This window comes from Streptomyces sp. NPDC054765 (assembly GCF_053612065.1).
In genome coordinates this window covers 121,935-145,901 of the sequence record NZ_JBSHBP010000012.1, presented here as the reverse complement: position 1 = coordinate 145,901, position 23,967 = coordinate 121,935, and the positions used below count along the sequence as shown (strand labels likewise).

The window sequence follows — 23,967 nt, the reverse complement described above, 5'->3', positions numbered from 1 at the left end:
AATACCGCTTGGAGTACTGACTACCCACCTGGCACTACTTCCTCTGGAACCTCATGTCCCAGTCTCCAGGTGTCCAGTCACAAGGGGAAGCTTCAATGACCTCGTCCACCCGCCGGGCCGGCACGCCCTGTGAGTGGGCCGGCCGCAGCAGGTGGTTACGGGCGGTGCGGCTCGGCTGCAGCGCGGAGGCGTCGAGCAGTGCCCCCAGTTGCCGAAGCGGGCGGCGCAGGGTGCGGTACGGCACCCCTCCGACCAGGGCCTCGTTGTCTCACGGCGATGCCGGCATGATCGGTCTCAAACTCGTGGCATCTTCCTGGGCTGGCCCTTGGTGTGTCACGCCAGGTTTGCCAGATCTCAGGCCGGCGTCGGCCCCGGTCCGGAGCGACGAGCCCTGTCGTGCGTGCCCGCGTTCGGACTTGACGTGGTGGGTGGTCATCCCGTCCATCCGGTGTGGTGTAGCCAGTCCTCGAAGGTCATCAAGTCGGGGTGCAGGCGGCGTAGGAAGTTGATGTCCGGGTCTCGGGCGTAGAGATCACGGTCGGCGAAGAACTGGAACATCGCTGCGTAGTCGTGGCTGAAGTCGGGGACGGCGGCACGCAGGTCGTCATGCGGCATCGGGATGTAGGTGCTGGGGGTGCCCGTGACCTGAGCGAAGGTAGCGGCGATCTCGTCGCCGGTGAGGCTGTCGCCGATCACCGCGAGGTCGCGGGCGCCCCAGGACTGCCAGTTGTCGAACATGTGGCCGGCGAACCAGGCGATGCCGTCGAGAGCTGCGGCCGGTTTCGGACGTGGACCGGCTGTGGATCGTGGACGGCACCCTCGTCCCGGTCCGCGACCGGAAGGTCGGCGACTCTTCCCGCAACTACCGGTTCTCGGCGAATGTGCAGGTCATCATCGATGCCGACAGCCGCTTGGTCGTCACTGCCGCTCGGCCTGCGCCGGGGAACGGGGCCGACGCCCACGTCTGGCGCGAGGCGGACCTCCCGGTCACGGCCGCCGGGACGACCGTGCTCGCGGACGGCGCCTACCTGGGCACCGGGCTGATCGTCCCGCACTGCGGAAGGGCCGGACGCCCGCTCCTACGTGGGCAGGAGGAGGGCGACGCCGAACACCGCCGGGTCCGTGCCCGCGTCGGGCACGCCTTCGCCTGGATGAAGAACTGGAAGATCCTCTGCGACTGCCGTCAGCGGGGCGACGGCCTCCACCACGCCGTCGCCACCATGCACAACCTCGCCATGAAACGGTGAAACAGCAGGTCAAACGCCACTCCGGCCTGCCCGAGACAGGCCTTCTGCAACACCCTTCAGAACACGTCGCGCAGGGTGTCCAGGAGGCGGGCGATATTCGCCTCGTCGCGGCGGTAGTAGGTCCACTTGCCCCGCCGGGTGGCGACCACCAGCCCCGCTTGCCGCAGCATCGCGAGGTACTGCGAGGTGGTTGACTGCCCCAGACCCGCACGCCGCTGAATGTCGGTCACGCAGACACCGATCTCGACGTCGTCGAGCTCCTGGCCGGGGAAGCTCATCGGCTCCTTGAGCCACACCAGCATCTGACGGCGGGCCGGATTGGACAGGGCCCGGAACACAGCCAGCAACTCCGCCTCCGAGAACACGCGCTCATCGTAGCCCAAATACATATTGACGATTTGGAATATGTCGATCTATGGTGGCCGCATGTCGACTTCGATGCGTGTGATGGAACTCGTCCGCTTCGGTGACGCGGACACCGCGTTCGCCGCCCGAGAGGTGCCAAGACCTACTCCGGGGCCCGGCCAGGTGCTGGTACGTGTGCTGGCCACGTCCGTGAACCCCCTCGATCTGCAGACCCGGCGCGGCGACTACCGCGACCAGGTAGCGCTGCCTGCGGTGATCGGCAACGACGTGTCCGGCGTGGTGGTTGAGACCGGCCCCGGGGCGGACGACTTCCAGCCGGGCGACGAGGTCTGGTACCTGGCGCCGGTGTTCGCCGGGCAGGGAACCTATGCCGAGTTCCACGTGGTCGACCAGGCCCTGGTCGACCGCAAGCCCGCGCGCTTGTCGCACGTCGAGGCTGCCGGTCTCGCGCTCGTGGGCGTGACGGTGTGGGAGGCGCTGGTCGAACGCGCCGGGGTGCGGGTCGGGGAACGGGTCCTGGTGCACGGCGGAGCGGGCGGGGTCGGCTCGGCCGTCATCCAGGTGGCCAGCGCGCTGGGAGCCGAGGTGGTGACCACCGCGCGGGCAAGGGACCACGAGTTCGTCACCAAACTGGGAGCCGACATCGCGATCGACTTCTCGACCGGTGACTACGTGCCGCAGGTCCGCGCGATGGGCGGGGTGGACGTCGTGCTGGACACCGTGGGTGGGGACACCCTCGCCCGCAGCCCGGAGGTCCTCGCCGACCGAGGCCGCGTGGTGTCCATCGTCGACACCCCCGAACCTCAGAATCTGCTCGCCGCGTGGGGCGTGAACGCGACCTACCACTTCCTCTTCGTCAGCCCCGGCCGGGCAAAGCTCGAAGCCCTCGGCCGCCTGGTCGACCAGGGCAAACTCCGCCCGGTGATCGGCACCGTGCTACCGCTGGCCGACATCGCACAGGCACACACACTGCTGGAAGGCGGCTCTGCCAGCGCAGACCGCCGACGCCCCCGGGGCAAGATCGCCATCGCCGTGCACCCCCTCGACGAGCCACCGCACCGGACGACGTCTTCGTCTTGAGCGACCCAGCCGCTTCGGCCCCGGGCCGGCTGCCAGTTGCCGGTGCGGCTGACCTCCGCCTCGCGCGCGAGGCTCCCCATGATCAGAGCCCGTCTCCATGCGAAGAACTCCCAGCAAGGGCAGGGTCCGCACTGGGAGTCATGGGAAGCCGGATCGCTGAGCGCGGTGGCACGGGTGGTAGTTGTAGGTGTGGAATCTGCAAGGGCTTCGGCACATCTGGAGTAGGGGCACACATACGCCCATGCACCGAGCAGGGTGCGATTCATTGACCGTTTCATGATGGGGGCGGACGATCATTCGTCGTTGAGCCACTGAAAGACGACCTGCGTGAAGTCACCACAATCGAGCAGGCCGGTCAGCACCTGCGCGATGTTGTCGATGCCTGCGTCTCGAACGATGAGGCCGTCGGAGCACCAGAAGTAGCGGCCGTTCAGGTCCTCGCCGGTTCGGGAGCCCTTCTCCATGAGGCGTTCGACCTCGGCAAGGGTGAACACGGTCGCGCTCCAGCGTGACTCGTCCGCCGTCAGCCGGACTTCAACGTTGCTGTTGCAGACAGTGTCCAGAGGCTCGCCCGCGCCTTCATGTCGCAGCTCACCACAGGGAGATTTCGATCATGACCATCCCACTATCCGCGCTGGATCTTGTGATCGCGGAGTCGAACCGGACGGCCGCCGAGTCGCTCGACGCGACCAGCCGAACCGTGCTTCATTGCCACAGGTCAGGGTTGCGCGCAGCACGCAGTTGGAGCGGGCGGTATGCCTCGTCGGTGAAGAACAGGCACCCGTAGACGGTGGCTTTGGGCAGAGTCGCGAGGTACTGCTCGGGAGGAAGCCACGTTCCACTCATGCTGTCTCTCCGGGGGACGGATGGTCGGCGGCCGACGCAGCCGGAAGGAACTTGGCGGCCTTCGCCGCCAGTTGACGTTGGAGATACTGCTCCGCGTCGTCGGGGCGCATGCGGGCGAGGGCGACCATGCCCGCACCCGCGGCAGGCCGGGCAGGACGCCGGGCCACACCGCTTCCAGCGCGAGGGCGGTGGGGGTGAAGAGGGCTCCGACTGGTGAAGAGGCAGTGTTCCGACCCTGCACTATTCAGATGCTGGTCCCGTATTTCGCGGGTCGCTGATTCCGCTGGAGAGCGGGCGGGGCCGGGCAGTGTCCACACGGGCCTGTCAACGTTGGTCCGGGTGTGTCGATGACTTCCCGGTCCCCGCGGCCACGGACGGAACGCCCCCGTATGGAGTGCGTGATCGAGTCCGTGGTGACCAAGCGTTTGGGCGCGCTGCCCGTCGCTGCCGAGTTCTGCGCCGGCTGGATGTTGCGAGGATCGTCGATGCCCTTTGTTCGCCCGCTCCCCGGGCGGAGCTGACGCACGGCCAGGTGATCGAGGTGCTGGTGGCCAACCGGGAGCTGGTTCGCCAGGCCGCGGCCGCCCGCGGCGAAAGCAAGGGCCGGAAGACCCGCCGCTCCCGCTGGACGCTCGCCCGCTGAGCCGTACGCGGTCGCGCTGGGGGACGACCACCGGGGAGTCGTCGCCCGGCGCGCGGCTGCGGGAGCTCGATGAGAACTGCACGATGCGGCGATGAGTTTTCCCGTCCCGGCTGGTCTACCGTTCGTCAAGTGATCAGAAAGCGCGAAGCAGGAGGAGCGACATGAGCCAGTTGCTGCGGGTCCAGAACTTCACTGTCTCGAGCGACGGGTTCGGCGCCGGCGAGGGCCAGAGCCTCGAGAAGCCGTTCGGCCATGCCGATCCTGGGAACTTGCTCGCCTGGGCCTTTGCCACCGACCACCCACCCATCAGCCGCTCCGAACCCGGTGGCAGCCGAGGTCTGGACGACTACTTCACGCGGGACTACGCCCGCAACATCGGCGCCGAGATCATGGGCCGCAACAAGTTCGGGCCGCAGCGCGGGCCCTGGCAGGACCACGAGTGGCAGGGGTGGTGGGGTGACGAGCCCCCGTTCCACATGCCGGTGTTCGTCATGACACACCACAAGCGCCCGTCGTTCACGCTCTCCGACACCACGTTCCACTTCGTCGACGGCGACCCGGCCGCGGTGCTCGCCCAGGCGAAGGAGGCGGCTCAGGGCCAGGATGTCCGGCTTGGCGGTGGGGCCACGATCATCCGGCAGTTCCTCGAGGCCGACCTCGTCGACACCCTGCATGTGGCGGTCGCGCCAACGAAGCTCGGCTCCGGGGCCCGGCTGTGGGAGTCCCCCGATGAGCTGCTCGACCGGTTCCACCAGGACGTCGTGCCCAGCCCGAGCGGCGTGACACACCACCTGTTCTGGCGGAAGTGAGGCCGGACCAGCCAGCTGGCGCGGGCTCCGTCACCGGCGCCCGCAGCCGTGGCATGGCCGCCGCCCACTGGATCACGCACTCCATACGGGGGCGTTCCGTCCGTGGCCGCGGGGACCGGGAAGTCATCGACACACCCGGACCAACGGCCAGGTTCGTGCCCGGGGCTGCCGATCCGGTGGTCGGCAGCCCCGGGCAGCAGGTGAGCCTCTTCGAGGTCATGGCGCCGAAGCTCGCCTGAACGGCAGCGCCCTCTCATCGTCACGCGCTGTGCGCCGTGACAATGAGAGGGGGTGTGCTGGCTGTCGCCGTCAGCTGTCCTGGCCGCCGACGGGGACGAAGTTGGCGTACTCCTCAATGCGCTTGATCTGTCCGGCGTCGTCGAAGCCGAAGTAGACGGCGGCATGGACCTCGCCGCGGATGCCGCTGGTGGTGGCGACGTGGACCACGTGCTGCTGGAGGACTTCGCCCGGCTGGGAGAGCTGACGCAGGATGTCGTAGCGCATCGATTCGATGGATTCGATCTGCCCCTCCATTCCGGCGATGTTCTCCTCGATGGACTGCTCGCCCTTGCCGTCGTTGTGCCAGACGGTGGCCGTCTCGGCGCACAGGGTTCGGGCCGTCTTCCAGTCGCGGTTTTCCAGTGCGCGGAGGTAGGTGACGGCCGTGTCCTTCAGGTCCTGGCTCATGCGGGTCTTCCTTCGATACGAGTGCGTTGATGGGTTCCGGCAGGGGTGGGACGTATCAGCTCTGGGCGGCGTGGATCAGAGCGCGTTCGCCGACCTCGATACGCATCGGCAGATGGTTGCCGGGCGGCGAGAGCGGACAGACGAACACGTCCGGGTTCAGGTGGTGGTGCGAGAGCGTGGCCTTGTTGAAGTCGACCGTCACGGTGCTGCAGGGCTCCAGCAGCGGCAGTACCAGCCAGCGGCCGATGGTGGGCGTCGTATCGCCGTTGGACTCGTCGGTGAAGATCACCAGGCGCTGGCCGGGGAAGTCCTGGAGGACGGCCAGGACGTATTCGGCGCCGTCGATGGTCACGGCCAGGTCGACGGGAGCCAGGATGGCTTCGGTGCTGCGCGGGCTGGTCAGCCGCCCAACCTCGATCCGGCGCCCTGCGGGAGCTGCCCGGTATTGGCCTTCGAAGACCCAGGCGGGGTCGTAGGGGAAGGTGTCGATGCCGGTGAGTCCGGTGTGCTCGATGCGGCCTTGGTCTATGACGACCAGGCCGTAGGAGCCGTCCTTGCCGCTGGCGAAGCCGACCCGGTTTCCGGGGAACTCCAGGGAGCTGCCGGAGGGGACGGGACTGGTTCCGTCGACCAGGCTGCCGGCTACCTGCACGCCGTCGGCGGCGTTGGCCGTCACGGTCAGGTCTCCTGCTTCGGTGGTGCGCCATTCGCCTGGGATGCCCGCAAGCGTGTGCGGGCCCGGGTCGGTGATCTTGGCGTTGGCGGCGACCTTGGCCTTGCCGTTGGCTCCGGCGATCTCTTCCCACCGGCCCTGGCGCCAGGCTTCGTAGTCGGCTGGGATCTGCGGTGCGGTCATCAATGCTCCCTTTCCTCTCCGCCGCGCTGTGGGGCGCGGCGATAGCACTGCGCGGGCATGGTTGCTCAGCCCAACGAAGCGCATGGCGCTGCGCAGGCGGTGGTTGCGTATGAGGCAAGCAACTGGGTGCTGGGGCTGCCCGGCTGGCAACCCTGGGTTGCGCCGGCGTCAGGCGCGGCGGGCGGCCCAGACGGTGCGCTCGGTGCGTACGGCGAGATCCTCGCGGCGCAGAAGGCTGTTTGGGCTGTTGTTATCCAGGAGCTCGTCGAGTGCGGCGAGGTCCTCGGGGCTGAGGGCGGGGGCGGCGACGCCGCGGATGCGCCGCAGGCTGCCGTACGCGTAGCGGCCGATCGCTTCGCTGCGTGCACCTTCGATGTTGACGGTGATGGTGCGCTCGTCCTCGACGGTGAAGCCGGCGGCTGTCAGCATCGGGCCCCAGTCGGCGCCGCGGTGCGGAACGTGCTCGGCGTGGAAGCTGTCGGTCGCTGCGTGGGCGCGCTCCTCGAGGCCAGGCCGGTTCTCCGGGGCGTCGGCGGGCAGGAAGCGGGGGAAGCCCGCGAGCTCGACGACGGCGAACAGGCCGTCGGGGGCGAGCAGTTCGCGAACGCTCGTCAGGGCGCGGTCGGGGTTGGCCATGTGGTGCATCGAAGCTGAGGCCCACACCAGATCGGGCGTGCCGAGGTCGGGCCAATTGTTGGTGTCGAGGTCGGCCTGGACGGTCCGGACTCGCCCCTCGATACCCGCGGCGCATGCCTTCTCGAGCAGGAGTTGGAGGTGGCCGGCCGAGGTGTCGACGGCGGTGACGTACGCATCGGGGAAGCGCTCGAGGAGCGCGAAGGTGCCCGCGCCGGTGCCGCAGCCCAGGTCCACGATCTGGCGCGGCTCGCTCTTCAGCGGCAGCCAGGCCGTGATGGACGCTATGTGCTCGGCGAGCACCTCGGCATCCAGATCGAGGATCTCCGCCTGACCGCGATCGCTGTTGTGGCCGGGGTGGTGACCGCCTTCGCCGTGGTGGGGGGTGTGCTGATGCGTGTGGGTCATGGCTGCACCGTAAGCCTGCCATGCGCCTACAGCACGGCTGCTTGCGGAATGCGCAAGAAGGTGGCTTGGCGTGCTGCCCGCCACGCAATATCGCCCACCTCGCCGAGGGGCTTGGGCAGGGCTGCGGCCCGTTATTCGCAGGGACCCTGGGCGCCCGTGCAGTCGACTTCGGAGCCGTCGGCGCCGGCGTCCTTCTGGTGGCCGCGGCGGGCGTCGCGGTCGAAGATGCCCATGATCTCGCATGGTCCGCCCTCGGCGCCGATGGCGTGCGGCATCATGGTGGGGAACTCTGCGGCCTGGTTGGTCTCGATGCGAAAGCGCCGGTGGCCGAGCATGAGGATGGCCGTGCCAGATAGCACGACGAGCCATTCGCGGCCGGGGTGGGCACGCATGCGGGCCGGGTTGTCGGGCGGCGGGTCGGTCATCCGCTGACGCATCACGCTCATACCGGGGTCGCCCTTTATGGGCCAGCGCATCAGGCCATGTGTGCCATCGATCATCGGGCTGATGACGACGTCGTCGGCGGCGTTCTCCACGAGCTGGTCCAAGGTGGTGTCCAGGGCGCGGGCAAGGGTGACGAGCTGGTCCAGGGCGAGGCGGCGCTGACCGTTCTCGATGCGGCTCAGTGAGGACTGGCTGAGGTTGGCCCGGGTGGCCAGTTCCTCCAGGGACCAACCCTGCGCGACGCGCAGCGCGCGGATCCGTTTGCGTACGAGGCTGTCCAGCTGCCCATCTCCTTGCGTCATAGGCAACATCGTATGCCCTTGATGCAACGTGGGCTCAACGTCGAATACAGATGGTCCAGCACGGGGGCCACGTACGACGAAAGGGCGCGAGATGTCTGCGCAGACTTCCCACTACGAGAGCGATGCACTGCCCACCGAGACCGTGGATGTCGTGGTGATCGGTGGCGGCGCCGCGGGCCTGAACGGCGCGCTGATGCTGGCCCGCTCGCGCCGCTCGGTCGTCGTGATCGACAGCGGCACCCCGCGCAACGCCCCCGCCGCCGCCATGCACGGTTTCATCGTCCTCGACGGCACCCCGCCGCCCGAGATCCTCAAGCGCGGACGCGAGCAGGTACGCCAGTACGGCGGCCGGATCGTCTTCGGGGAAGTGGCCACGGCCAAACCCGCCGCCCCCTCTACGGACGGCGACCTGCGGTTCACCATCACCCTGGCCGACGGCCGCACGCTGACGGCGCGCCGGGTCCTGGTGGCCACCGGCCTGCGCGACGTGCTGCCCGAGGTGCCCGGCCTGGCCGAGCACTGGGGCCACAGCGTGGTGCACTGCCCCTACTGCCACGGCTATGAAGTGCGCGACGAGCCCATCGGCATCCTCGCCACCGGCCCCGCCTCCATCCACCACGCCTGGCTGTTCCGCCAACTGACGGATGACCTTATCTACTTCACCCGCGGCACCGGCCTGGACGCGGACACCCGCGCCCGCTTCGCCGCCCGCAACATCCGCATCATCGAGACCGACGTCCAGGAAGTCGTCAACGACAACGACGGCGCCCTCTCTGGCGTCCGCCTGACCGACGGCACCTTTGTCGGGCGGCGGATTCTGGCTGTGGCCACACGGATGCAGGCCCGCACCGAGGGCCTGGACGGGCTGAAGCTGCCGATTGAGGACCTGCCCGACAACATGGGCCGCCGCTTCGCCTCCGCCATGGCCGGCACCACCGAGATCCCGGGCGTGTGGGTGGCCGGCAACGCCACCGACCTCACCGCGCAGGTCGGCGCCTCTGCTGCGGCCGGAGCCCTGGCCGGTTCCCACATCAACGCCGTGCTGGCCACGGCGGATACCGACGCCGCGCTCGCCGCCGCGCAGAAGACCACCGGCTGACACGTAAGGCCCGCTGCTGAACAACTGCGCGGACCGCCATCCAGCGGTCCGCGCGGTGAGCAAGTCCCTAACTCACCAACCTGGCGACCGGCCCTGTCCCGGCGCTGATTCCGCATGCCCGTTTGGGAAGGAAACCATGAGTACCAACCAGCCTCCTCAGACGGCGACCGCTCCGGTCAGCGGCGGGGGAACGCCGGATGCGCGTCAGCTGCGCGCGATCCTGATCACCGTCTCGATCGCGCTGATGGCCGTCATCGCCTCCGTCTCCGGGCTGAACGTCGCGCAGACCCACATGGCCGTCGAGTTCGGCGCCTCGCAGAACACCGTCCTGTGGATCATGAACATCTACACGCTCGCCCTGGCCGCGCTGCTGCTGCCGCTCGGAGCGATCGGTGACCGGCTCGGCCGCAAGCCCATGCTGATCACCGGCCTGATCATCTTCGGCGCCGCCAGCGTCGTCGCAGGACTCGCTCCGTCGGCCGGGGTGATGATCGCCGCCCGTGTGGCCGCCGGCATCAGCGCCGCGATGATCATGCCTGTCACGCTGGCCGTCATCACGGCCACCTTCCCCGAGGGGGAGCGCGGCAAGGCGATCGGTGTGTGGACCGGCGTCGCCGGCGGCGGCATCCTGGGTATGTTCCTCTCCGCCCTGCTGGTCGATGTCGCCGACTGGCGCTGGCTGTTCGTGCTGCCCGTGGTCCTGGTCGTCGTGGCGCTGGCGATGACTCTGAAGTCGGTGCCCAACTCCCGCGACTACGACGTTATGGCCTGGCAGGGCTAGAGAACGCTGCGCGGTATCCGCGAGCTGCGGCTCGTCACCTTCGCCCTGCAGATCGCAGACCACGACCCCTCCGCGTCGGAACAGGCGCGATACCGCCTCGACTGTGTACGTGGCCGGTGTGGTCCACGGCCATGGCGCTGGGAAGCGGTGGGGTGACGGCCTTCATGCCGTCGGTTGGCAGGGAACTGGCTGTGCCCGTGTGAGTCGCGGGCATCCGTTCCAGGTACGACAAGCCTTGAAGTAGCTGCACTGGCAGGCCGCGTGCGCTTCAAGAGGAGCGACCTCGTCGACCACCCGCTTGCGCACCGGACCGTTCGCTGTCCGACGCGGCGGCGCGCAGCTCAGGGACGGTGCCAGGCTCGACGTCAGCGATCCCCAGGGCAGAATCATGGACGGCGGCAGACATGTCCCGCAGGGCAGCTCGCTCGTCCCGCTCCATCGCCCGGCGTGGGGCCTGCTGGCCCAGGATCACCGAGATGTCCGTACTGAGCCCGGAGGCCAGCCGCATCAACGAGGTGACCCCCAATTTGCCGTTCTGCTCCCCCTTTCGGACAGTAGCTACTGACACCCCCGAGCTATCTGCTAGCTGTTCCTGCGTCATGTCGCCGCGCAGCAGCTTGATCCGCGTCCCGGTACTGTGCGCCGTCCATTGCGTCATGCTGCCAGTCCCTCCCGTGTAAGTGGCCTCTGCCGAACGGTACGACCGGGCCGCCGGTTCTGAAACGAGTTCGCACGCACCGCAGTTGACCGTTGTGGGCGAACGGGGATGCGAGTAGCGGTCAGGCGGGGCAGTCGGATCGGACACCAAGGAGGGACTCGAGGCTGGCCACGGTGTTGTCTTCGCTGGTGGCGTGCACGGTATGGATGCCAAGCGCGGCCGCCGGCGGCAGATTGCCGAGGTGGTCATCCACGAAGACGCACTGGGGGCCGGACAAGCCCATGCGGTCAAGGGTGGTCTGGTAGATCACCGAATCGGGCTTGGCGATCCCCTCGATTTCGCTGATCACGGTCACGCCGAACAGGTCCATCACGCCGATGTGGGCGTATGGGTCGTACGGGTCCAGGCCGAAGGAGTTCGAGAGCATCGCCGGCTTCATCCCGGCGGAGCGGGCAGCCTTAGCGAAGGCGATCGGGGCGCCTTCGAACACGCGCTTCAGACTGGGAAGATCGCGGACCACGGTGACGTTGCCGAGCCGGTCGACCATCCGCCGCAGCTTGCGCGGCCCGCGCGTCATCATCACCACGCCGTGATGGTGTGGGATCTGAAGGCTGGAGCCTGACCCGCGGCTCCTCAGCGGCTTGCCCTGGCATGGGGCGGGCCACGGTGGCCGGCCAACGGAGCCCGGTCCTGAAGCCGCGAGCCCAGCCCCTCAGTGGCCCCGTTCAGGCGCTCACCCGGATCGCTTCCGTCGGTGCGTGCAGCCATAGGTGCTGACCGTGCTCCGTGACCGTCAGACCGAAGGACTGGGTGTCCGGACGGCCAAAGGCCGCATACTGCGCCTCGACCTCTTCGACCTCCGCCCACAGGTCCCGCGGGCCGTACACCGTCACTGTCCCGCCGCCGGCTACGGCCGCCGAGCCGTCGTCGGCCTGAAGCCACACGGTCCGGACGTCTTGGTGGAACCCGTGCGTCATCCGTACGCCCGGCAGACGGGCGCTTCCGAACAGGGCGAAGCCAACGGGTAGAGCCGCTCGGGATCGAGGCCGGTCTCGCGACGCCGCGCCGTGGTGACGTCCGGCGGCCCCAGCTTCTGCAGCCGGTGGGAGCGCATCGGCATGTAGGAAGCGCCGTGGAAGAACCGGCCGACGAGGTCCCCGTTGGCCTCGCGGACCAGGTGGACCGTGGCGCCGCCGTAGAAGACGTCGGTCATCGGGGCCACCAGGACACCGCCCGGCGCGAGCTGACCGGCCAGGGACTGAGGTACCTCGCGCAGCGCGCAGGTGGACAGGATCCGGTCGTACGGGGCCTGATCAGCGAGACCCATCTCCCCGTCAGTAACTCGCAGGGTGGGGTACAGCCCCTCGGCGTCGAGGTTGGCCTGCGCCCGGGCGCTGAGCACACCATCGATCTCCACGCTGAAGACGTTCTCCTCACCCGCCCGGCGACACAGCAGGGCGGCGACGTAGCCCGTGGCCGTGCCGATCTCCAGGATGCTGTGACCGGGGCGGACGTCGAGGGCGCTGAGCTGCCGAGCGACCATCGACGGCTGGCTGTTGGACGATGTCGCGACGCCCGCTCCGCCCAGTCGGGCGGCGCGCACCCCCGCACCTCCGCGCCAAGCGCCCGCAACTGCACTGCCGGTCCCACCACTGGTTCGACGTCACCGCGTCCCCCAGACGTCGACAACAACACACGCACGTCGTGCCCCCCTTTCCGCAGGTTGTGGCATCGGCCGACGATTCTGCGCCGTGACCCGGGTCTTGCGGCAAGCCCCCCAGCGCGCTACACGTTGAGAAAGGCAAGGAGAGAGTTCTCCTTGCCTTTGCCTTTTGCCGTCCAAGGGAACTGACACGCTTCTCGCGAAGCGGTGGCGCGCCGCGTACGGGTACGCGGCGTTGGCCCAGGCCGATGTCCCATCGGCCTACGGATGCAGCCACGGAACCAGAAGTTCTTTCCGTTGTCGGCAAGGCCCGAACGCCGTCGAGCGTGGTGCTGCTGACCTGCAACGATGGGACTTGTCGAGAGTCCTGTCAGCCGATGGTGTGCGTCCCGGCGGCGGCGTAGATCTTCGACGGTTGGCGACCGTGGAGATGATGCCATCACCGAAGTGCCACTACCGTGAGGTGATGGTGCCGCCGCCGGGCGGGGTGGATCTGTCGGTCAGGTGGACGGTCGGGCCGCAGGCCGCTGACCCGAAGGCGTGATCACCGGCCCTGACCCGAAGGCGTGATCACCGGCCTGACGTGGCGGCGCAGGCGCCGGCCGCGCAGGCGGTGAGCCAGGAGTCGAAGTCGGCGTCGTAGCGCGTGCCGATATTGGTGTTGTAGACGGCGTAGCCGCCGTTGTAGTCGCCGGTCCGGAAGTGCTCAAGCATGGTGGCGATGTCCGAGGGGTGCTTCTCGAACATGTAGCGGACCGCGAGGTAGCCCCAGGGGTAGGTGCGGGTCTCATTGGTGTTGGCGTAGGTGGTTTGGAACAGCGTGCTCAGCCTGTAGGTGTGCTTGCCGGCCTCGGTGACCGCCTCGCTGTCGGTGAGCTTGCGGTAGCTGTACGAGACGTACTCGGCGAGGCCTTCGACCCACCAGACATCGGGGACCGCCATCTGCTGGCCGAAGTCGCCCTTCATGTCGTCACGGGCGTCGAGGTAGTGCGTGTACTCGTGGTTGAGGTTCCAGATCCGGGCCGGGAAGCCGTTGTCGGAGCTCTGCTGGTACATGAGGGACCTGGGCTGGTTGTCGGGTTTGGTCGGATCCCCGATCAGGGTGATGCCGCCGTTGTTGGTGTCGACGCCGAAGATGGCCCCGGCGTAGGTCTGGTAGTCGTTGCGACTGCCGAACACGACGAGCTGGACGGTCGATTCGTACTGGTTGGGGATCGGGCCGTTGTCCTTCACCTGGCCGTGGAAGTACGGGTCCTGGGCCACCAGGCTGGCGCAGGCGGCGTCGAGGTCCTGGGGGGTCAGCGACTGCGCCTTGATGGTGTGCGTCGCATCGCAGGCGTGGGTGATGGGCAGCGCCGCCTTGGCCAGTTGGTCGGACAGGCCGCAGACGCCGTAGTACGAGCAGTTGGCCTTGTCGTAGTAGTCGGCCTGGGAAGCGACGGTGACCCACAGGGACGCGGTCGGACCGGTGATCTTCGAGGCGTCCAGCAGGCCCTTCATGAGCGGCCGGACTTTGCCCTGGAGGGCCGCATGCTCGACGTACCGCCCGACGTTCATCCCGGCGTTGGAGTCCAGGTAGGAATTGGCGGTGCCCAGCAGGTTCATGTGGTTGAGTGCGAACGTGTTCAGGGTGTCGATGATGCTCGGATCGGCCGTGACCGCGTTGACGTAGTCGGTGTTCCAGTTTCCGCGCCACAGAGGCGTGTAGACGTCGTTGACGGCGGCCAGCATGCTGGGGATGGCGTCGTAGGAGCTGTTGTACCCGCTGAGCACCTGCTTGTAGGTGTTCAGGAAGCGGCCCTGCTCATTGGCGCTGTCCGAGAGGACGATGACCTCGCCCAGGATACTGCCGTTGTCCGAAGTGACGTCCTTGGAGTGCGCGTTGGCGAAGAACGCGTTCAGGGCACCTTCGGTGGCCGCTGCCAGGGCCGGGTCGTAGGTGCCGACATCGCCCGGGTGGTAGAACTGCACGAAATAGCCGGCGCGCAGGAACAGCACGAGCTGCCACACGTTGTCGGCATTGTCGCCGGAATACGTCGTTGCCCCGCTCTGGAACGCGTTGGCCACGGTGACCATCTGGTCCTCGCGAAAGACGTTATGCGCGTCTTGACCGGTGACCGTGAACAGGCTGTTGACGCAGTCCATGGTCGAGGCTTTGACGAACGTGACCAGTTCGGCGCCGGTCCGGCTGCCGAAGTCGGCCGGGGTGCAGGAGGCCGCGGCGCCGTGCTTGGCGCCCTTCTGCCGTGCCGCCGCAGTCGAAGAAATGGGGGGATTCTTCGCGCTGAGCGGGGGGAGTTGAGCGATGCCGAGCCGTCGGCTCTGCAGCGCGGGCCGGTCGTTCGCGCCGACTGTCGGGCCGGTCGGTGGTACGGCGTGGGGGGTGGTCCGGGACGCGGTGACGGCCCGGGTGGCGGCCGGCGAGTGTGGCGCCGCCATGGCCGGCGCGGTCAGCAGACCGGCCGTGACGAGGCAGGCGGCCAGTCCGCCGGCCACGCATCTGGACAGGGGGAAGCGGTAGCGCATCCATGCTCCTTCGTGGACAGATGCGCCTCGGGATTGAGCTGAGGCGTGTGTGGCACCTTCTCAGCGCACACCGACCGCGACAATAAGGTGTGACATAGCACCTGGACCGAATTCGCCATAACATCCGGGCCGAAGATCCTGGCGGCAGGCGGCTCGAACCGCGGTTCCGCGCAGCTCGGTTGACCAACGCGAAGGGGGTGGGCGCTGAACCAAGCTCTACGGCCCGGCCACGCTCCAGGTTCGAGAGGCCCAGGCCCGGAGGTGCGGAGACTGTGCGATGAGATCCCGGTATGCCGCGACGGCGGAGCCGAAGAGCGTGTCCGCCACCTCGTCGGCGGGGCTCTCGCGTCGCCAGGCCAGCACATAACGGCACCACAGGGGGGTGCCGACCAGCGGTTTGACGAGGACGTCGGGGGTTGGCCGGAGCGTCGCTTGCACGATGGAGACTCCGATGCCTTCGGCGATCATGTTCAGTAACTGCTGCTGGTCGCCCAGGAATTCATGGACCGCCGTCGGCATGAATCCGGCCGCCCGGCAGGCCGCGTAGAACACTCCCGGCCAGCCGGCCCCGTCGTCCGGGGTCAGAAACCACGCGTCGTCGGCCAGGTCGGCGAGCGCCACCTCCCGGCAGTGCCGGAGCCGGTGCCCGGCCGGCAGGGCAACGAAGGCCGGCTCGGTGACGATCCCGCGGTGCGCCACGGCGGCCGAGTGCCGCAGTTCACGTCCGGGGTAGTCCGCGGCGATTGCGGCGTCCACCTCACCGTGCTCCAGGAGGTCGACGATCTCCGAGGACCGATACACACTGCTCACCGTGAGCGCGAGATCGGGCAGTCGGCTCCGGAGCCGAATGAGCATGCCGGCCAGGACCGGCGAGTTGGTCGCGGCCAGGCGCAGCGGGCGGCGGGCTCTCGTACCGCCTGCGGCCGGCCGGCGCCCGATCGCAGCCGCGCGGGCCAGGACGTCACGGGCCTGGGCCAGGACCTCCGTGCCGTACCGCGTCAGCTCCACACCCGAGGTGTTCCGCTCGAACAGCGTACTGCCGAAGTACTGCTCGATACGGTGGAGTTGGGTGCTCATGGCCGGCTGCGAGTACCCCAGATCCGAGGCGGCCCGGCCCACGCTCCCGGCATCGGCAATCGCACACAGCACTCTCAGGTGCCGAAGCTCCAGCTCCATGCCCACACTCCTCCCGTCCACGCTGCTCCGGTCCGAACCGTCCAGTGCCACCGCGGGGGCGGCGCCGAGCACGTGGCCCTCGTTCGACAGTTCGGTGTGGAGGTCCACCCCATCGTTCTCTGCCCGATCGCGCCAGAGCCGGGTGCGCCCCGCAGAGATCCGTCCCCGAGTGGCCGGGGCGGGCTTCAGGAATTGCCGGACGATACACACGATCACGCACACGTCGAGCACACCGGACGCACCGGACACGCCGAGCACACCGAGGATGGCGAGCACACCGAGGACGGCGAGCACGAGGAACGAAGGCGTGGCCAACCGGGCGTCAGGCATGCCGTGACCGTATTGCGGCGACCGGTCCGGGAAGGGGGCTGCCCTGGAAGGAACTGCTGTGACCGTATTCATCGCACGGCCTTGACGATGACGAGGAGGGGGTGCGTCGCTCACGCCCCGGGAGCGCCGACGCGCAGCCCGTCCATGACGAGGTCCAGAAGGCGTCCGGCGCGCGACTGCCAGTCACTGTGTGGATCGATCTGCCAGAGGCCGGCGATGGCGAGTACGAAGTCGTCGGGGGTCTCCCCAGGGCGGATGGTGCCGGCTTCCTCGTTCGCCTTCAGCAGGAGTGTGACGGCTGAGGTGACCGAGCCGTGCCTCAAACCGGCCTGGGTCTGCTTACACGTTGCCCTGCGCATCGCGTCGGCCAGGGCGGCCTTGGCCATGGCGTACTGGGTGAGGCGGTCCATCCACTCCCGCAGGGCCTGGTCGGGTGCGCGGCTCTCCAGCACCTGGGCCGCGGTGTCGGCGACCTGCTGGACTTCGTAGCGGTAGACCTCCAGTACCAGTGACTCGCGGTTGGGGAAGTTGCGGTAGAAGGTCCCTTGCCCGACGCATGCCTTCTTCGCGATCGAGCTCAGCGGGGCGTCGGCCGAGCGTGTCAGCTCCGCCAGGGACACTTCCCACGGGCGGCGGGTGTTTGGCTGCCGGGAGGCCCCGTGACGGTGACAAGGGGCCTCCCGGAGGGCCGGGCATTGTCGCCGGGGGCTCCACGAGCGGGCGGGCTTCGCCGCTTCATGCGACGCCTCGACCTGCTTCGGGGCGTGACCCCGATTCGACCCGCCAAAGGCGGCTACGAGATGACTCTGTCGGGGATCTTGGAGTTGCCGAGGTCAGCTGCCGAGGGTTCGTCAGGACTTCAGTCGGGGGATCTCGTGCTGATCGAGGTAGTTCTGGAAGGCGGTCGGCTGGCGGGGTGGGTGTGTTTCCCCGGTCGGTGACAGTCCGCTGAGGCGCTCGATGTTGACGGCGATGGCAGTCAGAACGTGCTGAAGGTGGGCCTTGTCCTGTCCTCGGTAGCGGCAGCGTCGCATGCCGTGGCCGTGGACGAACTCGTTGACCGTGCCTTCCACTCCGGAGCGCACCGCGTAGCGGGTCTTCCACTCGGGGGTCTGTTGCTCGGTGCGGACGCGGAGTTGCAGGTCGCGGAGTGCTCGTGGGGGAAAGCCGACGTTGCGGGCGCTTTCTCGGGAGGTGGTGCACTGGGCGCGGACCGGGCAGGGCCGGCACTGGCCTTTGGTGAACCGTGCCACGATCAGCGGGGCCGCGGTGGGCGAAGAGGTCGGGTAGGGGCCGTGCCAGCCCCGGCTGACCTCGCCCTGGGGGCAGGTCACCTGTCGGCGGTCGAAGTCGATGTGGAAGTCGTCCCGGCCGAAACCCTCGCCTCGGCGGTGCTGCCGGGTGGGGTTGCCCGGCAGCGGCCCGGTTGTCGTAGGGAGAGACGATCGCCCGGGACGAGGGCGGCAGCCCGGGCCCACCGTCCTCGTCGGTGCGCCAGAACAGGCGGCCTGCGGCGTCGCGTTGAGCGGGCGACAGACCCGGACGCCCGTCACGCGGATACCAGTCGGCGAAGTCCTCGTCGCGCCACAGCCCGTCCAGCCGGTCTCTCACCCACATCGCCGTCGTACCGCCCGGGTTGCTCGCCCGCGCAATCTGCACGGTCAGAGACGGGACCTGCTCACCGGAACGGGGACGAAGGGACAACAGGCACCTCGACGGCTGCATCGGTCAACGGAACGACCCGAGCTTGCCCCCTGATCACGCTGTCGCGCCGGGAAACTCCAAGATCCCCGACAGAGTCAAGCTATGAGACCATGGATGCATGGTGAGCTTTGGGGCCGGTTGTCTATAACTCTCATCACGAGCAGTACATGATCACGTCGCATCACAACTGCGCGCGAGTGCTTGGTGACATCCGCCATTTCAACTCTGCAAACGTGCTCCCGGAGCTTGCCCGCACCGAGGGCGAGATCGTGCTGGGCAAGCTGCTGACCCGGTATCCGGCGATTCGGCCGGCCCGGCGCGCGGACGAGGTGCCCTGGCAGTTCACCTGCTTCTGTGCGGTGTGGACAGCCTGCCCGTCCGTGTCGACTGATCACACCATGGAGAAGAAGGACATGACTGACAAAATGGATACCCAGCCGGAGCTGGTCTCGGACTTCTACGACGTGTTCACCCATATGTTCCTGCGTTTCTGGGGTGAGAACTTCCACTACGGATACTGGCTTTCCGACGAGGACGACAGTTCCGTGGACGTCGCTACGGATCGGCTCACCGACCTGCTCATCGAGCGTCTGGGGCTGCGGCCCGGCCAGCGGATGCTCGATGTCGGCTGCGGTATCGGCACGCCCGCGCTCCGCCTGGCCGGTACGGTCGAGGCGGACATCACCGGCGTCACGATCAACTCGGGACAGGCGCAGGAGGCCAATGCCCGCGCCGCGGCGGCGGGCCTTTCCCATCGCGTCCGGTTCGATCATGCCGACGCGATGGCGCTGCCCTATCCGGACGCCTCGTTCGACGTGGCCTGGGCGTTCGAATCGTTGCTGCACATGGAGCGTTCCCGCGCGCTGGCGGAGATGAGGCGTGTGCTGCGCCCCGGCGGCCGCTTGGTGATCGCGGACACGTGCCAACGTGAACCGATCAGGCCGGAGTACCAGGACGTACTCGACGACGCGCGGGCGAAGTTCGCCATCGTCGAACTTCCCAGCATCGACGACTACCGGGCCCTGATCACCGGCGCGGGCCTGGAGTTGGACGAGCTGCTGGACGTCAGTGAGCACACCAGGCGAACGCTGCGGATCATGGCCGATGGCGCTACCGAGCACCGTAGCGTCCTGGAGGAGCAGTTCGGTGACGCGGCCCGACAGTTGATCGAGGTCCTGGTGCATCCGATGTCCACGCTGCCAGAGTTCGGCTACCTGGTGGCCACGGCGCGCAAGATGCCGTAGTCGCGTTGCTGGCCGGCGCGCGACCACCGATGATGCCGCCATGGCAACGACTCGGCGAGCCGACATGTTCACCGAAGCACAGGCCGGTCCAGGCGACGGAGTTCTGGTGGTGCTGCGGTGTTGTTTGTGCCTGTCGTGTCAGTTCAGCTGGCTTCCGGTTCGGTGTACGCGAAGTCGTACGGGGCCCAGTCGGTGACCCGGCGGTAGCCGAGTCGTTGGTAGAGGGCGTTACTGGTGGGGTTGCCCGCGTCTGTGTACAGCACGACCTCCGTGGCACCTGCAGCGAGCGCGGCCCGGCTCACCTGGGTGGTCACGGCGGCCGCGTAGCCGCGGCCACGGAGGTGGGCCGGGGTGTAGACGGGGTCTACCCGGACCATCCCAGCGACCATTGGGTTCAGACCGGCCATGGAGACGGGGGTTGTGTCCGGGGTCTCCCAGAAGGTGTAGCGCTTCTCGGCGAAGCGGGTGCCAGCCCAGGAGGCGGCGTCGATGGTTACGGTCTCCCCGAGGTCGGCGGCGAGTTCGCGGCACCAGCGCATGAGGTGCTCATGGTCCTGCTGGCCGACCAGGCGGCTGCGGCCGTCCGGGTGCGGCTTCGGCGGGGCGAGGGTATCCAGGCGGTACAGGTGCATCCGGACGCGGAGCGTAGACGTCGCGCCGGTGTGCTGCTGCCAGGCTTTGGCGAACGCGGTGGCGGTGTCGTGGTCCGCGGTGACGCCGGACAGCGTGTGGCCAAGGCCGGTCAGATGGGCAGCGAGGGCGTCGGCCTGTTCGGGGGAGAGCGGAGTGAGGGTCAGCCGGCGAGTCGGCGGGCGGTAGAAGATCGCCTGGGTCTCACCGTCCGACTCCAGTCGGCCGAAGAGGACGGTGCCGGGCGTGTACGCGCCTGGGTGGGTCCGCCACTTATCCAACGTGGTGAGCGGCGTGTTGTGCAGGGCGGGGCGCGAGCGGAGGAACTCTCCGGCGCGGGTGAGGAAGTCGTCGATGTCTTCGGTAAGGTGCCAGGCATCTGGGCGCATGCTTCATGATCCCGCATGCACTAGAAGCCGGAGAGCCGATGCCCGAAGATGAGTTAGGAAGCGGATCACCGCCTCCCGGCAGTACCGCCGAGCCGTCCCGTCAACCCCCACGGGCCAGATCATCCAGCCGTACCCACCTCACGGCCAGGGATCAAAAACACCTACCCAGTGGACGCTGGCACCGATCGAAATCGATCGGCCAGAACGCGGCGCGACGAGCTTCATCCAGGCGAATGATCTGCACCACCCGGCCCAGGCCACGGGCCACGCTCTACGGGCGGCGGGCCAGCAAGTGGGTGTCGAGGAAGCCCCGCTCGGACGCTGGGTCGTGGAGCAACCGAGCCACCGTGACGAGTCCGGCCCCGGCCAGCAACTCGGCGAACCTCTCGGCCGGCCAGCTATAGGCGGGCGCCACCTTGTGATCGAAGCGGACTGGTTCCGGCCCCTCGGTCCCGAAGAAGGACACCAGGAGCAGGCCCCCTGGTGCCAGGACACGCACCTGCTCGGCGAGCAGCGCGGGCAATTCTCCAGGTGGGGTATGGATCATCGAGTAGTGGGCCAGCACTCCGCCGAGCGCGCCGTCCTCGACCGGCAGGGCTTCCATTCGCGCTTCGTCGAACCGCAGTGCCGGATGGGCCCGCCGAGCGTGGTCGACCATGGCCGGGGAGAGGTCGAGCCCGAAGGCGTCCAGCCCCAAGTCGTGCAGCATGGCCGTCAGATGACCGGGTCCGCACCCGACGTCGGCTGCCCGCCGGTTCCCCGTGCCACGCACGAGCTCGGCGAAGGTGCCGATCATGTTCCGCGCGAACGGCTGCGTCTCCAACCCATTAGCGAACATCGACGCGTACAGCTCGACGACCCCGTCGTAGGCCGCCCTGGTCTCGTCCTGGTGTTTTAACACGGGAAGGAAAGTAACACCCGCGCCGTACGCAGCCGTTCTCCGGCCCCATACCGGCCCTTCCCCTCAGGACTGATCGTCCCGTCACCTGATCATGGGACGCCTCGGTAGTTCGGAGAAGCCAGGTCGAGAACCAGGTCGGCTGCCCGCCAGGCCCAGCCCATTTCAGGGAGTTGTGTTCAGGTTCAGGGTCACGCCGTAGGTGGCCTCTGGGTGACCTGCCGCCGCGCCACTCGGGGAGCGGCCCTGCTTGCTGTAACAGCTGACTCATCGCGCCAAAGTAAAGCAGGGCCGGGTTAGTTCAGCGAAAAGTTGGAGGCCACGGTCTCCTCGGTCGGCTACCTGCGCGGAATCCTGTCCGAGTTGTCCAGCATCCTGGAGGCGGCTGTTGACGACAAGCGGCTCTCCAGGAATCCGATGCACGCGAAATCCGTGCGGTGGCCCAAGGCCTCACGGGAGCGCCGGGAGGCATGGTCGCTGGAGACTGCACTGCGAGTTCGGGACGTGATCAGCCCTCGGCATGGAGTGGCCGTCGTACTTGGCCTGGGGTGCGGGCTTCGTCAGGGCGAAGTCTTCGGGCTGAGCCCGGAAGACATCGACCATGCGAGAGGCGTGCTTCACGTTCGCCGCCAAGTTCAGGCGATAGGCGGCAGATTGTTCTTCGCCCTGCCCAAGGGGGCGAAAACGCGTAGCGTCGACATGCCGCCCTCGGTCGCCCAGGAGCTGAAGCGCCATGGCAAGGCGTTCCCGCCGGTGGATGTTGAGCTCCCGTGGGGGAAGCCCGGGGGAGACAGGCCGCGAACGTTCTCCCTTGTTCTCGCTACGCGATTCGGCAACGCCGTGGCCGTGAACACGTGGAATACCTACACATGGAAGCCCGCGCCGGCCAAGGCCGGCATTATTCCGCCGCGCCCCAAAGGGGCGAAGCCGTGGCAGTGGGAGGCGGTGCCGAAGGACGGATTCCACGTTCTGCGGCACACCTACGCCTCGATGATGCTGGAGGCGGGGGAGTCCGTGGTGACTGTGGCGCGGTGGCTCGGGCACTCCTCGCCGACTGTCACGCTCGGTTACTATGCTCACTTCATGCCGGAAGCCGGAAGCAAGGGGCGCACCGCCATTGACGGACTGCTCGAGAGGAAGGGGGATCCACCGTGCCGGTAGAAACTCCCCAGACTCTCCCCAGGGCTGATCGCGGCGGATTCTCCAACTTGGGCCGCTCCGGGCCTAATCATGGATCGTAAGGCCGCTAGGCCAGATTGCCTGGGAAAATGCTGCCAGAAGTCACAGCGACCCGCTATGTCACCCCCCTGCGTGAGGGCGGCTCGCTTCCGGGGATCGTCGAGGGGGACGACCTCGGTACCTACATCATGAAGTTCACCGGCGCCGGGCAGGGGCGGAAGACGCTCGTTGCCGAGGTCATCTGCGGAGAGCTGGGCCGGCGGCTCGGGCTGCGGGTGCCGGAGCTGGTGCAGATGCAGCTCGATCCGGTCATCGGGCTGGGCGAGCCGGACCAGGAGGTCCAGGAGCTGCTGAAGGCGAGCGGCGGGCTCAATCTGGGGATGGACTACCTCCCCGGATCGCTGGGCTTCGATCCGCTCGCCTTCGAGGTGAGTGCCCGCGAGGCCGGCCGTGTGGTGTGGTTCGACGCGCTGATCAACAATGTCGACCGGTCCTGGCGCAATCCCAACCTGCTGGTCTGGCACGGCGAACTGTGGCTGATCGACCATGGCGCGGCGATGATCTGGCACCACAACTGGCCGAGCGCGGAGAAGGCTTCGCTCCGGCCGTACGACGCTTCCGACCATGTGCTGGCCACCTTCGGGCCGGATGTCGCGGCGGCGGCCGAGGAGTTCGCCCCGCTGATCACCGAGGAGCTGCTGACCGGGATCGCGGCCGATGTGCCGGACGCATGGCTGGCCGGCGAGCCCGGCTTCGACTCCCCGGACGCGCTGCGCCGCGCGTATGTGCACACGCTGCTGGCCCGCGCCCGGAGGATCAGCGAGCGGATCACGCTTGGGCAGCCCACGGCGGACAAGCCCTCGCAGGCACCGGAATGGCTGTCCGGAAGGCTGACGCGGAGGGCAGTGAAGTGACCGGTCTGCACAACGGGCGCGATGTGTTCGAGTACGCGCTGCTGAGGGTCGTGCCCCGGGTCGAGCGGGGCGAGATGATCAATGCCGGGGTGGTCGTCTACTGCCGCGCCCGGCGCTTCGTCGAGGCCAGGACCCATCTGGACGAGGCCCGGCTGCTGGCCCTGGATCCCACGACGGACGTGGCCGGGGTGCGGGCCGCGCTCGGCGCCGTCGAGGGCATCTGCCAGGGCGGCGAGCGGGCCGGACAGGCGGCCGGGGACGACGCGGGGCGTCGTTTCCGCTGGCTGATGGCGCCGCGCAGCACCATCGTCCAGCCGGGGCCGGTGCACACCGGGCTGACCGCCGATCCCGCCGCCGAGGCCGAGCGGCTGTTGGAGTTGTTGGTGCGCTGAGGTCCTGGGGGAGCGACGTCCGGAGCGCCCGGTTCCGCCTGTGGGCGGTCCGGGCGCTCCGTC

Annotated in this window: 27 protein-coding genes and 2 pseudogenes; 10 read left to right on the top strand and 19 right to left on the bottom strand. The window is 68.2% G+C overall.

Going from position 1 to position 23,967, the window contains the following annotated elements:
• Positions 1-432: 432 nt before the first annotated feature.
• A complete protein-coding gene (locus ACWGJY_RS11260) occupies positions 433-738 on the bottom strand; it encodes a hypothetical protein (RefSeq protein ID WP_453260510.1) in 306 nt (101 codons plus the stop codon).
• A gap of 35 nt (positions 739-773) precedes the next feature.
• On the opposite strand from ACWGJY_RS11260, the pseudogene ACWGJY_RS11255 reads away from it, so the two are divergent.
• Positions 774-1,247, top strand: a pseudogene (locus ACWGJY_RS11255) (transposase); the annotation flags it as partial.
• 56 nt (positions 1,248-1,303) lie between these two features.
• Here the strand turns inward: ACWGJY_RS11255 and ACWGJY_RS11250 are convergent.
• Entirely contained in the window at positions 1,304-1,612 is a 309-nt protein-coding gene (locus tag ACWGJY_RS11250; protein ID WP_453260509.1) for an ArsR/SmtB family transcription factor, read from the bottom strand.
• 61 nt (positions 1,613-1,673) lie between these two features.
• Here ACWGJY_RS11250 and ACWGJY_RS11245 point away from each other — a divergent pair, with 61 nt between their 5' ends.
• Positions 1,674-2,693, top strand: coding sequence for a zinc-binding dehydrogenase (locus tag ACWGJY_RS11245; protein WP_453260508.1), 1,020 nt, complete (start codon positions 1,674-1,676; stop codon positions 2,691-2,693).
• 293 nt (positions 2,694-2,986) lie between these two features.
• On the opposite strand, the gene ACWGJY_RS11240 is transcribed toward ACWGJY_RS11245, so the two are convergent.
• The 3 genes from ACWGJY_RS11240 to ACWGJY_RS11230 form a co-directional block, all read right to left on the bottom strand.
• On the bottom strand, positions 2,987-3,187 hold the full coding sequence (locus ACWGJY_RS11240; protein ID WP_453260507.1) for a hypothetical protein: 201 nt from the start codon (positions 3,185-3,187) through the stop codon (positions 2,987-2,989).
• Between the two features lie 211 nt (positions 3,188-3,398).
• A complete protein-coding gene (locus ACWGJY_RS11235) occupies positions 3,399-3,539 on the bottom strand; it encodes a hypothetical protein (protein ID WP_453260506.1) in 141 nt (46 codons plus the stop codon).
• Complete coding sequence (locus ACWGJY_RS11230) at positions 3,536-3,706, bottom strand: hypothetical protein (protein ID WP_453260505.1); 171 nt, start codon at positions 3,704-3,706, stop codon at positions 3,536-3,538. Before ACWGJY_RS11230 ends, ACWGJY_RS11235 begins: the two co-directional genes overlap by 4 nt.
• 637 nt (positions 3,707-4,343) lie before the next feature.
• On the opposite strand from ACWGJY_RS11230, the gene ACWGJY_RS11225 reads away from it, so the two are divergent.
• Positions 4,344-4,991, top strand: a complete 648-nt coding sequence (locus ACWGJY_RS11225) for a dihydrofolate reductase family protein (protein ID WP_453260504.1) — start codon at positions 4,344-4,346, stop codon at positions 4,989-4,991.
• Between the two features lie 53 nt (positions 4,992-5,044).
• A complete protein-coding gene (locus ACWGJY_RS11220; protein WP_453260503.1) occupies positions 5,045-5,230 on the top strand; it encodes a hypothetical protein in 186 nt (61 codons plus the stop codon).
• A gap of 70 nt (positions 5,231-5,300) precedes the next feature.
• Here ACWGJY_RS11220 and ACWGJY_RS11215 read toward each other — a convergent pair whose 3' ends face one another.
• The 4 genes from ACWGJY_RS11215 to ACWGJY_RS11200 form a co-directional block, all read right to left on the bottom strand.
• Positions 5,301-5,678: a nuclear transport factor 2 family protein gene (locus ACWGJY_RS11215; RefSeq protein WP_453260502.1), complete on the bottom strand. Its 378-nt coding sequence runs from the start codon at positions 5,676-5,678 to the stop codon at positions 5,301-5,303.
• Positions 5,679-5,733: 55 nt separating this feature from the next.
• Complete coding sequence (locus ACWGJY_RS11210; protein WP_453260501.1) at positions 5,734-6,534, bottom strand: DUF1684 domain-containing protein; 801 nt, start codon at positions 6,532-6,534, stop codon at positions 5,734-5,736.
• A 168-nt stretch (positions 6,535-6,702) separates the two neighbouring features.
• The gene (locus ACWGJY_RS11205; protein ID WP_453260500.1) at positions 6,703-7,575 is read right to left on the bottom strand and encodes a class I SAM-dependent methyltransferase; all 873 of its coding nucleotides are present in this window, start codon (positions 7,573-7,575) and stop codon (positions 6,703-6,705) included.
• 131 nt (positions 7,576-7,706) lie between these two features.
• The gene (locus tag ACWGJY_RS11200) at positions 7,707-8,321 is read right to left on the bottom strand and encodes a helix-turn-helix domain-containing protein (protein ID WP_453260499.1); all 615 of its coding nucleotides are present in this window, start codon (positions 8,319-8,321) and stop codon (positions 7,707-7,709) included.
• A 91-nt stretch (positions 8,322-8,412) separates the two neighbouring features.
• Here ACWGJY_RS11200 and ACWGJY_RS11195 point away from each other — a divergent pair, with 91 nt between their 5' ends.
• Both ACWGJY_RS11195 and ACWGJY_RS11190 read left to right on the top strand, forming a co-directional pair.
• On the top strand, positions 8,413-9,420 hold the full coding sequence (locus ACWGJY_RS11195; protein ID WP_453260498.1) for an NAD(P)/FAD-dependent oxidoreductase: 1,008 nt from the start codon (positions 8,413-8,415) through the stop codon (positions 9,418-9,420).
• 136 nt (positions 9,421-9,556) lie between these two features.
• A pseudogene (locus tag ACWGJY_RS11190) lies at positions 9,557-10,174 on the top strand (MFS transporter); the annotation flags it as partial.
• 295 nt (positions 10,175-10,469) lie between these two features.
• On the opposite strand, the gene ACWGJY_RS11185 reads toward ACWGJY_RS11190, so the two are convergent.
• The 8 genes from ACWGJY_RS11185 to ACWGJY_RS11150 all read right to left on the bottom strand — a co-directional run bounded on the left by ACWGJY_RS11185 (position 10,470) and on the right by ACWGJY_RS11150 (position 17,888).
• Positions 10,470-10,859: a helix-turn-helix domain-containing protein gene (locus tag ACWGJY_RS11185; protein WP_453260497.1), complete on the bottom strand. Its 390-nt coding sequence runs from the start codon at positions 10,857-10,859 to the stop codon at positions 10,470-10,472.
• 121 nt (positions 10,860-10,980) lie between these two features.
• The gene (locus ACWGJY_RS11180; protein WP_453260523.1) at positions 10,981-11,439 is read right to left on the bottom strand and encodes an HAD-IA family hydrolase; all 459 of its coding nucleotides are present in this window, start codon (positions 11,437-11,439) and stop codon (positions 10,981-10,983) included.
• A gap of 145 nt (positions 11,440-11,584) precedes the next feature.
• Positions 11,585-11,836, bottom strand: a complete 252-nt coding sequence (locus ACWGJY_RS11175) for a hypothetical protein (RefSeq protein ID WP_453260496.1) — start codon at positions 11,834-11,836, stop codon at positions 11,585-11,587.
• Positions 11,833-12,462, bottom strand: coding sequence for a methyltransferase domain-containing protein (locus ACWGJY_RS11170; protein ID WP_453260495.1), 630 nt, complete (start codon positions 12,460-12,462; stop codon positions 11,833-11,835). The genes ACWGJY_RS11175 and ACWGJY_RS11170 overlap by 4 nt, the downstream gene beginning before the upstream one ends.
• A 630-nt stretch (positions 12,463-13,092) precedes the next feature.
• Positions 13,093-15,048, bottom strand: coding sequence for a collagenase (locus ACWGJY_RS11165; RefSeq protein WP_453260494.1), 1,956 nt, complete (start codon positions 15,046-15,048; stop codon positions 13,093-13,095).
• Between the two features lie 216 nt (positions 15,049-15,264).
• Positions 15,265-16,224, bottom strand: a complete 960-nt coding sequence (locus ACWGJY_RS11160) for a LysR family transcriptional regulator (RefSeq protein WP_453260522.1) — start codon at positions 16,222-16,224, stop codon at positions 15,265-15,267.
• A gap of 440 nt (positions 16,225-16,664) precedes the next feature.
• Positions 16,665-17,174 (bottom strand): TetR/AcrR family transcriptional regulator, encoded by a 510-nt coding sequence (locus ACWGJY_RS11155; protein ID WP_453260493.1) that lies wholly within the window; start codon positions 17,172-17,174, stop codon positions 16,665-16,667.
• A 231-nt stretch (positions 17,175-17,405) separates the two neighbouring features.
• Positions 17,406-17,888 carry a transposase gene (locus ACWGJY_RS11150; protein WP_453260492.1) on the bottom strand — a complete coding sequence of 161 codons (483 nt, stop codon included), beginning with the start codon at positions 17,886-17,888 and terminating at the stop codon, positions 17,406-17,408.
• 498 nt (positions 17,889-18,386) lie between these two features.
• Between ACWGJY_RS11150 and ACWGJY_RS11145 the strand changes: the two genes are divergently transcribed.
• Positions 18,387-19,502, top strand: a complete 1,116-nt coding sequence (locus ACWGJY_RS11145; protein ID WP_453260491.1) for a methyltransferase domain-containing protein — start codon at positions 18,387-18,389, stop codon at positions 19,500-19,502.
• Positions 19,503-19,645: 143 nt separating this feature from the next.
• On the opposite strand, the gene ACWGJY_RS11140 is transcribed toward ACWGJY_RS11145, so the two are convergent.
• Both ACWGJY_RS11140 and ACWGJY_RS11135 read right to left on the bottom strand, forming a co-directional pair.
• A complete protein-coding gene (locus tag ACWGJY_RS11140) occupies positions 19,646-20,521 on the bottom strand; it encodes a GNAT family N-acetyltransferase (protein WP_453260490.1) in 876 nt (291 codons plus the stop codon).
• A gap of 271 nt (positions 20,522-20,792) precedes the next feature.
• A complete protein-coding gene (locus ACWGJY_RS11135) occupies positions 20,793-21,422 on the bottom strand; it encodes a class I SAM-dependent methyltransferase (protein ID WP_406222826.1) in 630 nt (209 codons plus the stop codon).
• Positions 21,423-21,731: 309 nt separating this feature from the next.
• On the opposite strand from ACWGJY_RS11135, the gene ACWGJY_RS11130 reads away from it, so the two are divergent.
• The 3 genes from ACWGJY_RS11130 to ACWGJY_RS11120 all read left to right on the top strand — a co-directional run bounded on the left by ACWGJY_RS11130 (position 21,732) and on the right by ACWGJY_RS11120 (position 23,904).
• Entirely contained in the window at positions 21,732-22,580 is an 849-nt protein-coding gene (locus ACWGJY_RS11130) for a tyrosine-type recombinase/integrase (protein ID WP_453260489.1), read from the top strand.
• 107 nt (positions 22,581-22,687) lie between these two features.
• Positions 22,688-23,512, top strand: a complete 825-nt coding sequence (locus ACWGJY_RS11125; protein ID WP_453260488.1) for a HipA family kinase — start codon at positions 22,688-22,690, stop codon at positions 23,510-23,512.
• A complete protein-coding gene (locus ACWGJY_RS11120) occupies positions 23,509-23,904 on the top strand; it encodes a DUF3037 domain-containing protein (RefSeq protein ID WP_453260487.1) in 396 nt (131 codons plus the stop codon). Before ACWGJY_RS11125 ends, ACWGJY_RS11120 begins: the two co-directional genes overlap by 4 nt.
• Positions 23,905-23,967 lie beyond the last annotated feature (63 nt).